General features: G+C 63.7%; 8 protein-coding genes. 1 reads left to right on the top strand and 7 read right to left on the bottom strand.

Annotated elements, in window-relative coordinates:
* Positions 1 to 138 precede the first annotated feature (138 nt).
* The 3 genes from ASE88_RS18490 to ASE88_RS16835 all read right to left on the bottom strand — a co-directional run bounded on the left by ASE88_RS18490 (position 139) and on the right by ASE88_RS16835 (position 1,960).
* A complete protein-coding gene (locus ASE88_RS18490; protein WP_162233428.1) occupies positions 139 to 567 on the bottom strand; it encodes a Panacea domain-containing protein in 429 nt (142 codons plus the stop codon).
* 96 nt (positions 568 to 663) lie between these two features.
* On the bottom strand, positions 664 to 1,716 hold the full coding sequence (locus ASE88_RS16840; RefSeq protein ID WP_056480105.1) for a ribonucleotide-diphosphate reductase subunit beta: 1,053 nt from the start codon (positions 1,714 to 1,716) through the stop codon (positions 664 to 666).
* 61 nt (positions 1,717 to 1,777) lie between these two features.
* A complete protein-coding gene (locus tag ASE88_RS16835) occupies positions 1,778 to 1,960 on the bottom strand; it encodes a hypothetical protein (RefSeq protein ID WP_235527989.1) in 183 nt (60 codons plus the stop codon).
* A gap of 77 nt (positions 1,961 to 2,037) precedes the next feature.
* Here ASE88_RS16835 and ASE88_RS16830 point away from each other — a divergent pair, with 77 nt between their 5' ends.
* Positions 2,038 to 2,298, top strand: coding sequence for a DUF2171 domain-containing protein (locus tag ASE88_RS16830; protein WP_056480099.1), 261 nt, complete (start codon positions 2,038 to 2,040; stop codon positions 2,296 to 2,298).
* A 100-nt stretch (positions 2,299 to 2,398) separates the two neighbouring features.
* Here ASE88_RS16830 and ASE88_RS16825 read toward each other — a convergent pair whose 3' ends face one another.
* The 4 genes from ASE88_RS16825 to ASE88_RS16805 form a co-directional block, all read right to left on the bottom strand.
* On the bottom strand, positions 2,399 to 4,318 hold the full coding sequence (locus ASE88_RS16825) for a ribonucleoside-diphosphate reductase subunit alpha (RefSeq protein WP_056480096.1): 1,920 nt from the start codon (positions 4,316 to 4,318) through the stop codon (positions 2,399 to 2,401).
* A gap of 645 nt (positions 4,319 to 4,963) precedes the next feature.
* Positions 4,964 to 7,057 carry a PAS domain-containing sensor histidine kinase gene (locus ASE88_RS16815; protein WP_056480089.1) on the bottom strand — a complete coding sequence of 698 codons (2,094 nt, stop codon included), beginning with the start codon at positions 7,055 to 7,057 and terminating at the stop codon, positions 4,964 to 4,966.
* An 87-nt stretch (positions 7,058 to 7,144) separates the two neighbouring features.
* Positions 7,145 to 7,867 (bottom strand): haloacid dehalogenase type II, encoded by a 723-nt coding sequence (locus ASE88_RS16810; RefSeq protein ID WP_055881421.1) that lies wholly within the window; start codon positions 7,865 to 7,867, stop codon positions 7,145 to 7,147.
* A 95-nt stretch (positions 7,868 to 7,962) separates the two neighbouring features.
* Positions 7,963 to 10,620, bottom strand: coding sequence for an EAL domain-containing protein (locus tag ASE88_RS16805; RefSeq protein WP_082466617.1), 2,658 nt, complete (start codon positions 10,618 to 10,620; stop codon positions 7,963 to 7,965).
* Positions 10,621 to 10,843 lie beyond the last annotated feature (223 nt).

The raw sequence follows: 10,843 nt of genomic DNA, 5'->3' as shown, positions 1-10,843 counted from the left end.
CCCGCCCCCGCCGGGTCGAAACTCGCGCTTCATAAATGAAGCAATATTTTCTGGACGAGCATTCAGCGGCTCATCGCCTAAGCATCGAGCTACGTCGAGAAAATTCATTAAAAGTAGGCTAGCCAAGCTATTATCTCCTTAATGGATTGTTCCGCGACGTTGCAAAACGCTGAAATATTCTTCTATATCTTCATTTCTAATTCGCAGGCCGAGACGGCCGACCGTAACTTTTGTATTCCAAACCTTATCCCATGGGCTGCCTTTTTCATGGGTCATATCGGATAGCTCAAATGCCGATTTGTTTTCGTAAATACCAAATACGTCGGCAACAAATATCTGATCTTCTAAGGAAAGATTGTATCCAATAGGAATTAGCTCTCCTGAAGATAGATCTAGGCGCTCCGCAAAGCGATCGATCGGCCGTTTCCCAAATTCTTTGAAGGCGTCCCTAACAACCTTTACAACGGGGCCGTGCTCCCATGCTTCAACAGGTTGCTTAAACAAAGGCTTATGCTTCGATGCCAAATACCAGCCGTGAGCATAAAAAATTAACTTGAGCAAACTCATCTGAGTCAAGCTACGTCCCGAATCCATTGCTAGTTTCAGGACGTAGTTGCTGACCTCTCTCGCGTCGTAAGGGGACGTTTGTAGGTCCACAGGCTTTTACTCGGCCGCGACCGAATCGCTGAACATGTCGCGCACTTCGCTCATGTCCATATTCGCCGCCGGGCCCTTCTTCGCGGTCTGGCGCTTGTCGAACGAGTCCCAGACGTCGTTCCACTGGCCCTTGGTTGCGGCCTTCGAATATTCGGTGGCGCGCTGTTCGAAGAAGTTGGCGTGCTCGACACCGTTCAGCATTGGGGCCAACCACGGCAGCGGGTGCTCGTCGATCATGTAGATCGGCTTCAGGCCGAGCTGCGTCATGCGCCAGTCGGCGATGAAGCGGATGTACTTCTTGATCTCCTTGGGGGTCATGCCGTTGACCGGGCCCATCTCGAAGGCGAGATCGATGAAATTGTCCTCGAGGCGGATCGTCGTCTGGCAGACGTCGGCGATGTCGTCCTTGACTGCCTTGGTGAGGCACTGACGCTCCGCACAGAAGGTGTGGAACATCTTGATGATGCCCTCGCAGTGCAGCGATTCGTCGCGGATCGACCAGGTGACGATCTGGCCCATGCCCTTCATCTTGTTGAAGCGCGGGAAGTTCATCAGCATCGCGAACGACGCGAACAGCTGGACGCCCTCGGTGAAGCCGCCGAACATCGCGAGCGTGCGCGCAATGTCCTGGTCGTTCTCGACGCCGAAATTCTGCATGTAATCATGCTTTTCCTTCATCTCGGCATATTCGAGGAAGGCGCCATACTCGCTCTCGGGCATGCCGATCGTGTCGAGCAGATGGCTGTAGGCGGCGATGTGGACCGTCTCCATGTTGCTGAACGAGGTCAGCATCATCTTGATCTCGGTCGGCTTGAACACGCGGCCATATTTCTCGTGGTAGCAATCCTGCACCTCGACATCGGCCTGCGTGAAGAAGCGGAAGATCTGCGTGAGCAGGTTGCGCTCGTGATCGCTGAGCTTCTGCGCCCAGTCGCGGCAATCCTCGCCCAATGGCACTTCCTCGGGGAGCCAGTGGAGCTGCTGCTGGCGCTTCCAGAATTCGAACGCCCAGGGGTATTCGAACGGCTTGTACTGCTTGGAGGCGTGAAGGAGGGACATGGGGTAAGCCTTTCGGGAAATGTCTTAAATACGTGAAACTGGTGGGATCAGGTGGGGTGCGTCATATCTCGGTGCTCCACTGCCACATCGCGGCGGCGGACATCGCGAGCACGATCGCGCCCGAGGTGAGCATGATGCCGATCATCCTGAACGCATAGGTCTGCCGTTCGGTGACGGTGTCGCTGCGCAAGCGGAACAGCATTACGATGCCGACGATTCCGAGCACGGTTGCGACCGCGAACATGATAGCTGAACCATATGTCATGCGACCAACTCGCATGGCGTGCGTTCAGCGACGGAACCCAACACAGGAGAACGACCATGGTCGATGCAACCCAGATTCAGGAACATGCCGAAGTCATCGGTGCGGACGGCGTCCATGTCGGCACCGTCGACAAGGTCGAAGGCAACCGCATCAAGCTGACCAAGAAGGACTCCGGCGCGCAGGTCGTCGAGGGCACGGGCAGCCATGAAGGGCATCATCACTTCATCTCGCTCGGGCTGGTTGCGGATATCGAGGACGGCAAGGTCCGCCTTTCGGCCAACGCCGACGTGGCGGTGACGTTCGAAGAAGAGGCCTGAGCCTTCAGCGGCGCGTTCGGTACGCGCCGCCGAGACTGCCCGAACCCCGGTCCGCTTCGCGCGGGCCGGGGTTCGTTGCGTCAGGCCGCAGCGAAGGGCCTTACTGACAGGCAAGGCACTCATCGTAATCCCTCGACTCGACGTCGATCTGGCGCAGGTCGATCGTGTTGTCCGCCTCGACGCCGCCCGCGAACCCGGCGCGCTGCACCGACTTCGAGCGGAGGTAATAGAGCGACTTGATGCCGAGCTCCCACGCGCGGAAGTGGAGCATGAGCAGGTCCCACTTTTCCACGTCCGCCGGAATGAACAGGTTCAGCGACTGCGCCTGGTCGATATAGGGCGTGCGATCCGCGGCGAGCTCGAGCAGCCAGCGCTGGTCGATCTCGAACGACGTCTTGTAGCAGTCCTTCTCCTCGACCGAGAGGAAATCGAGATGCTGGACCGAACCGCCCTGTTCGAGGATCGAGTTCCAGACCGCGTCCGAGTTCTTCGACTTCTCGCTCAGCATCTTTTCGAGATACGGATTCTTGATCGAGAAGCTGCCCGACAGCGTCTTGTGCGTGTAGATGTTCGCGGGGATCGGCTCGATGCACGCCGACGTGCCGCCGCAGATGATCGAGATCGACGCCGTGGGGGCGATCGCCATCTTGCAGCTGAACCGCTCCATCGCGCCGACATCGGCGGCATCGGGGCAGGGGCCACGCTCGATCGCGAGCTGCATCGAGGCTTCGTTCGCCTGGCTGCTGATGTGCTTGAACATGCGGAGATTCCACGACTTCGCCATCGCGCCCTCGAACGGGATGCCGCGCGCCTGGAGGAAGCTGTGGAAGCCCATCACGCCGAGGCCGACCGAGCGCTCGCGGCCCGCCGAATAGGCGGCGCGTTCCATGCCGGGCTCGTGGCGGTCGATATAGTCCTGCAGCACGTTGTCGAGGAAGCGCATGACGTCCTCGATCAGGCCCTTCTCGTCCTTCCACTGATCCCACGTCTCGAGGTTCAGCGACGACAGGCAGCAGACGGCCGTGCGCTCGTTGCCAAGGTGATCCTTGCCGGTCGGCAGCGTGATTTCCGAGCACAGGTTCGAGGTCGAGACCTTCAGGCCGAGCTCGCGGTGATGCTTCGGCATCGCCTTGTTCACGTGGTCGGCGAAGACGATGTACGGCTCGCCGGTCTGGAGACGCGTCTCGACGAGCTTCTGGAACAGCGAGCGCGCGTCGACGGTGGCGCGGATCGCCTGGTCCTTGGGCGAGCGGAGATGCCATTCCTCGCCGTTGCGGACGGCTTCCATGAAGTCGTCGGTGATCAGCACGCCGTGGTGCAGGTTCAGCGCCTTGCGGTTGAAATCGCCCGAGGGTTTGCGGATCTCGAGGAATTCCTCGATCTCGGGGTGCGAGACGTCGAGATACACCGCAGCCGACCCGCGGCGCAGCGAGCCCTGCGAGATGGCGAGCGTCAGCGAATCCATGACGCGGACGAACGGGATGATACCGCTGGTCTTGCCGTTGAGGCCGACCGGCTCGCCGATGCCGCGGACGTTGCCCCAATAGGTGCCGATGCCGCCGCCGCGCGAGGCGAGCCAGACATTCTCGTTCCAGGTGTCGACGATGCCGCCGAGGCTGTCGGGGACCGAGTTGAGGTAGCACGAGATCGGCAGGCCGCGGCCGGTGCCGCCGTTCGAGAGAACGGGGGTGGCGGGCATGAACCAGAGCTTCGAGATCGCGTCGTACAGGCGCTGCGCGTGGCCGGCGTCATCGGCATAGGCCGACGCGACGCGGACGAACAGGTCCTGGTAGCTCTCGCCCGGGAGCAGATAGCGGTCCTTGAGCGTGTCCTTGCCGAATTCGGTCAGCAGCGCGTCGCGGCTGTGATCGACCTCGACCGGGTAGATCTGCGCGCGCACGGAGTGGCTGTCCTGCGCCTGGCGCGGTGCCTTGGGGGCCTCTGCTTCGATGGCGGGGGCTGTTTGGTCGATCGTGTCTGTGGTCATGTCGCTATCCCGGCTGCTGTCTCTGAAATCCATCGAAACCGCTCCTAGTGTTCTGTATTCGTTCGAATCGGCGTCATGTTGCCATGCTACCATCGGACGGCCCCGAACGGGAGAACAAAAAGTGACCATCGCGGCGGTGGAAGGCGCGCTTACGGTCATATCGCATAGGACTATGCGAGGGTTGTTCTACCAGCGATTGGGTCCGCCCCCGAACGCAACCCCAAGAGATTGTGCCAAACCGCGCAGAGACGCAAGGGGGTGCGGGGGGTGTCCGGGGCTCGGTTCGTCGTGTTCGTCGCGGGGTTGAGCAGCGGCGAGATTCGCGACGCGTGGACTTCCGCGGGGTTCGCGATGTGCAAGGGGACGAAGCGGGAACGAAAAATTATTTACGCGGGGAAGATGGCAAATGTTGCTTTGGTTTGGGCGAGGGGGCGGTGCCCGGTATAGCGGCGCGATGCCGTTTCTCGTTCCCCCACGGAAGCGGTGGCCCAGGGGGCACGCGCGCCGCCCTGCTTGAGTCCTGGGCTCCCGCTTGCGCGGGGGAACGGGATGGGAGGATCATGTCCACGCCACGTTCAATCCACCACCGCCATCCCTACTGCACCTCCCCGGCGGAGGCCGGGGTCGTGGTGATCCTGGGGAGGTGGTGATCCTGGGGTGGTGGCAATCGGCGCTGTCTCATCCTTCGGTGATTGTGCGGATTTGCATCGCCAGCGCTTCCATCGAGAACGGCTTGGTGATCATCGACATGCCCGGCTCGAGGAAGCCCGACGCGAGCGCTGCATTCTCGGCATAGCCGGTCATGAACAGCACGCGGAGTCCGGGACGCAACACCCGGCCTGCGTCGGCAACCTGACGGCCGTTGAGCCCGGGCAGGCCGATATCGGTAACGAGGAGGTCGACGCGTTCCATCGTGCGCAACCGCTCGAGCCCTGCGGGCCCGTCATGCGCCTCTACCGCCTGATAACCGAGCTCTGCCAGCACGTCGACGATCAGCGACCGGACGACCCCGTCATCCTCGACGACGAGCACGATCTCGCCCGCGTTGGTACCTTGGTCCTGGGTCAGGCTCGGGAGCGCCTCGCCCTGCTCCGCCACGCCATGATGGCGGGGAAGATAGACCTTGATCGTCGTCCCATGGTCGAGCTCGCTATAGATTTTTGCATAGCCCTCCGACTGGCGTGCAAAACCGTAGATCATCGACAGCCCGAGCCCGGTGCCCTGGCCGATCGGCTTGGTGGTGAAGAATGGCTCGAACGCCTTGGCGATCGTGTCGGCGGACATGCCCGTGCCGGTGTCGGACACGCAGATGCAGACATAATGGCCGGGCCGGACGTCGCGCCCGCTGGCGGCAAAGTGATCGTCGAGATGCGCGTTGCAGGTTTCAATCGTGAGTTTGCCGCCGTCGGGCATCGCGTCGCGCGCGTTGATGACCAGATTGAGCAGCGAGTTCTCGAGCTGGTGCGGATCGCAGAGCGTGGTCCATAGCCCCGGAGCGAGCACCATCTCGAAATCGATCTGCTCGCCGGTCGTGCGGCGGAGCAGGTCTTCGAGCGAGGCGACCAACGCGTTGACCTGCACCGGGCGCGGATCGAGCGGTTGGCGGCGTGAGAAGGCGAGCAGCCGGTGGGTCAGCGATGCCGCGCGGTTGGCTGCGGTGGTCGCACCCTGGATGAAGCGATCGAGTTCGGTGATCCGTCCTTGCGCGACGCGGCGCTGGACGATCTCAAGGCTGCCGGTGATGCCTTGCAACAGGTTGTTGAAATCATGCGCGATGCCGCCGGTGAGCTGGCCGACCGCCTCCATCTTCTGCGCCTGGCGCAACGCTTCCTGAGCCTCGATCAATTCCTGCGTGCGATCGCGGACGCGCTGTTCGAGATCGGCATTGAGCGCCTGCAGGTCGCGTTCGAGCCGCTTGCGATCGGTGACGTCGGCGCCTTCGACGAAGATCCCGACGACCGCGCCACTTGCGTCGCGGATCGGCTGGTAGACGAAATCGACATAACGATTATCAACTGCACCGCCCGGCTCGGCCTGGACCGCATACAGCATGCCCGTCGCGGTGAAGGGGGCGCCTGTCGAAAACACGCTGTCGAGCAGGTCGAGGAACCCTTGCTCGACGGCATCGGGCAATGCCTCGGCGACCGTGCGGCCCAGCACCGGGCGGTGGCCGATCAGCTTGTCGTAGCCGGGATTGGTCAGTTCGAAGCGGTGCTCGGGCCCGCGCAGCATCGCCATGAAGGTCGGCGCCTGGGCGAACATCTGCCCCATCCGCTCGCGTTCGTCGCGCAAGGCGCGCTCGGCGACGACGCTTTCGGTGCTTTCATATGTCGTGCAGAACAAGCCGGCCGCCGCGCCGCTTTCGTCGCGGACCGGCGAATAGGAGAAGGTGAACCAGGTCTGCTCGTCATACCCCTTCCGATTCGTGACGAGCGGCAGATTCTCGAAATACGAGGCCTTGCCAGTGAGAGCGCGGTCGACCAGCGGGCCGATATCGGACCAGAGTTCGGCCCAGACCTCGGGTAACGGCTCGCCCAGCGCGGCTGGATGTTTATCGTGCAGGATGCGCGCGTAATGATCGTTGTAGAGGAAGCCGAGCTCTGGCCCCCACGCCACGCACATCGCGAATTCGGAGGCGAGCATCAACGATACGATCGAACGCAGAGACTGTGGCCAGCGCGCGGGCGGGCCAAGCGGCGAGCGCGACCAGTCGTGCGTGCGGATCATCGCGGCCATGTCGCCGCCACCGGTCAGGAAATCGGCGTCCGTCATCTCAGGTCCTTGCGCGCGCGTCGTTCGGCGCGATCCGATAGCGAATGGTGGGGGCCTTATCCACCATGCGAACGGCGCGTTTGCAGGTCACGCGCCCAGGATGTCGGCAAGCGCAGTGAGGCTGTCGACCCGATATTCCCAGTCCTGCGCCGCATCGGCATCGGGCGCGCGACGACCGCCATACTCCAACGGCCGATCCACATAGGCCGTCTGCAAGCCAGCTGCGCGGGCGGCGGCGAGATCGCTGTGATGCGCAGCGACGAGGCAGAGCTCGGCGGGTTCGATACCAAGCATGCGCGCGGTGCTCAGATAGGAGTCGGGGAGCGGTTTGTAGATACGGCTGACTTCGGCGCCGAGGATCGCATCCCAGGGAAGACCGGCGCGCCGGGCCATTGCCAGCATCAGCGCGATGTTGCCGTTGCTGAGCGTGACGATCGGGACGTTGGCCTTGAGCCGCGTCAGGCCCGCGACCGAATCGGGCCAGGGGTCGAGGCGATGCCAGGCATGCGTAAGGTCGGCGAGCGTGGCTTCGTCGAGCGTGGCGGGATCGATCGCGTGATGGCGGAGCAGGTCTTCGAGCGCCTCGCGGTGGAGCGTGTCGAGGATGACGAACGGACGCCGGCCGCTGCGCACCTCTTCCAATGCGGGCTGATACCGCTTGCGCCAGCCATCCGCGAAGCGGTGCGGGTCGATGTCGCTGCGGTCGAGGCGCGCAAGGACCGGCGCGGCGTCGCGCGCGATCCCGGAGCGCCAGTCGACGACGGTACCGAACACGTCGAACGCGAGCGCCTTGATCGGAGGATTATTCATGTGGGGAAGACTGCGCTGGCGGGTGGTTGGTTCCGCGCGGGCGCCGACGCGTATCTTCGCCTCTCCCTCCCCGACGGGGCGCGCGAGGCGACGTCTCACCCTACGCGGCGGATGCGCGAAGCCTGGCCCTGATTCAACCGCTCCAGGTTGAACGCCTCGTGAAACTCGATTCCCGCCTTGCCGTCGCGGGCCCAACGGACACGGGCGGGGATCATCTGATCTTCGAGCAGTTCGATCTGCAGCTCGACGCCATCGGGATTACCGTCGATCCTGAGCCCGTCGAGCATCGCTCCCGAGGTCGAGATGTCGCGGATGCGCACATCACCGCGAACCCCTCCGATCAGGATCCGGGCCGAGCGAAGCATCTTGGTCCGCGGTGCGCGGCTGACCTTGAAGCCGCTTGCGGTCGCCGTGCCGTTCTCGAGGCCGAGTTGCACGAGTGCCTCCTCGGCGCGGATCGGGCGTCCATAGACATAGCCCTGGATGTGCGTGCAGCCGAGATTGCGCAACAGGTCGATCTCGTCCTGGATCTCGACGCCTTCCGCGGTTGTCTCCATGCCGAGCGTGTCGGCGAGCGTGACGATCGCCTTGATGATCGCGGCGTTGCGGTTGCCGGGTTCGGCAGCGCCCTTCACGAACGACTGGTCGATCTTGATCTTGTCGAACGGCGCGTTGCGCAGATAGCCGAGCGACGAATAGCCGGTGCCGAAATCGTCGAGCGCGAGCCGTACGCCGAGGCCCTTGAGAGCCTTGAACATCTGTTCGGACGAGCGCGTCTCGTCGAGGAATACGCCCTCGGTAATCTCGAGTTCGAGCCGGCCTGGCGCGATCCCCGACTGTGCGAGCGCACTGGTGACGAGCGCCGGGAGAACCGGATTGGCGAACTGGATCGGCGAGACGTTGACCGCAACGCGGATCGTGTCGGGCCAGCGCGCGGCCTCGATACACGCGGTGCGCAGGACCCATTCGCCAATCGCTTCGATCAGCCCGCATTCCTCCGCCACCGGGATGAAGTCGGCCGGCGAGACCAATCCACGCGTCGGGTGGTTCCAGCGTATCAGCGCTTCGTAGCCGACGATCCGCACCGTCTTGGTGCTGACGACGGGCTGATAACATAGATGGAATGCACCCTCGGTAACGGCGACGCGCAGATCGTCTTCGAGCAGCTTGCGCGTGCGGGCGCCGGCCAGCATATCGTCGGAAAAGAACCGGTGGACGCCGCGTCCATCACCCTTGGCGGCATACAGAGCGAGATCGGCGTTGCGCACCAGCGTTTCGGACGTGGCCCCATCGTCGGGGGCGATCGCGACGCCGATCGAGCAGCCGATCGTGACCGCGGTCCCGCTGATGAAATAGGGCTGCGACAGCGACGCGATCAGATCGCGCGCGAGCGCCGCCAGCGTGTCGCGATTGTCGATCCCCGGCAGCACGACCTTGAACTCGTCCCCGCCCAGGCGTCCGACCAGCCCGGCATCGCCGACCCCGCGCTGCAATCGCTGCGCGACCTGTTGCAGCAACGTGTCGCCGGCTTGGTGACCGAGCGTGTCGTTGACCGCCTTGAACCGGTCGAGATCCATCAGGAACAGCGACGTTGCACGGTAGGGGCCGGTATTCTGTGCGAGCGTCTTGTCGAGTGAGACGCGCATCCGCTGGCGGTTGGCGAGCCCCGTCAGCCCGTCGAACAGCGCGAGCCGGGTGATCTCCGCCTCCGACTTGCGTTTCTCGGTCAGGTCGCTGCCCGAGCCGATGAAGCCCTGGAACCGACCGAGATCGTCGACCACCGGCCGGCCCGAGATCGACCACCAGCGTTCGCTATCGGGGGCCGCCGCGGCGCATACCGAATAGTCCGCGAACGACGTCCGCGACGAGATGTGGAAGGCGAGCGTGCGTTCGGTGCCGGGGGCGTCGCTATCCATCCGGAACAGCTCGGGCAGCGACCGGCCGACCGCGCTGCCGCCGGGTGCGAGATCGTGCGCGACTTTGGCCGACAAATACGTGACGCGACCTTGGCGGTCGGCCTCCCAGAACCAGCCTGCGCCATGATCCTCGAACTCGGCGATCATCTTGACCGCAATACGCCCTTCGATCGACGCAGTCGCGCGGTCGAGTTCGAGCGCGTGATCGATCCGCGCCAGGCTGATGATCGCGGCGACCAGGCAGCCCAGAAACACCAGTGCGATCGCCACCGGGATGCACGGTCCGGCAAGAATCGCGAGCGTCGCGACAAGCGCCGCACTGAAACCCAGCGCGGCGGCGCGGATCGGGTGGAGGCTGAGTGCGGTGATGCCGAGCACGCCGCCGACGGCGATCGCGCTGGCGAACTGGACCGGGCCGTCGGGAGCCGAGGTGATCGCCCACAGCAACGACGTCAGCGTCGCGGCCAACGCGGCGGCGCACAGCGTGACGATCTGATTGCGCTTGTGTGCGGCCAGTGCGCCGAACGCCGGCAGCCGGACGGTCGCGAACACCAGCAGCGAGCCGATCGCGAGAACGCCTGCATGTATCGCGATCCCGCCGATCCGTCCGGGGACACGCGTGACATCGACCGCGGCCAGCGCGAACAGCAAGGCGCAAGCGACGACCTGGATCGCCAGCGTGAACGGCCAGACTGCCGCGACCTGCGCCAGCTTTGCCACCAACAGATCGCTCACCTGATCGCGATCGTCTTCGGTCAGCCCGAACAGCGCGCGCAAGGGCAGGCTGCGCGGGCGGCTTTGCGCACGACGTTCAGCAGTGGGGAGCGGCGCGTACATCGGAACCATCCTTAGCGGGGCAAAGCTTGCGAAAGTGCACTCGGGGCAGCGGCATCATCCCCGGCGTGCGCCAGACGACGGGAAACAAACACGGTCATCCGGTGATCACCAAGGCGGGGCGGGGGCCGGATGCGGTGCGCGATGCCCGATCAATCGCGTGCGGCGACAATCCACCCGGATTGGTTTCTTTTGCGTAAACAAGGGGTTCGCGCTGTGCTCGAGT

The sequence above is a fragment of the Sphingomonas sp. Leaf38 genome, assembly GCF_001421825.1.
Lineage (GTDB): Bacteria > Pseudomonadota > Alphaproteobacteria > Sphingomonadales > Sphingomonadaceae > Sphingomonas.
The sequence above is the reverse complement of the archived record's forward strand: the minus strand, read 5'-3'. Positions and strand labels throughout refer to the sequence as shown.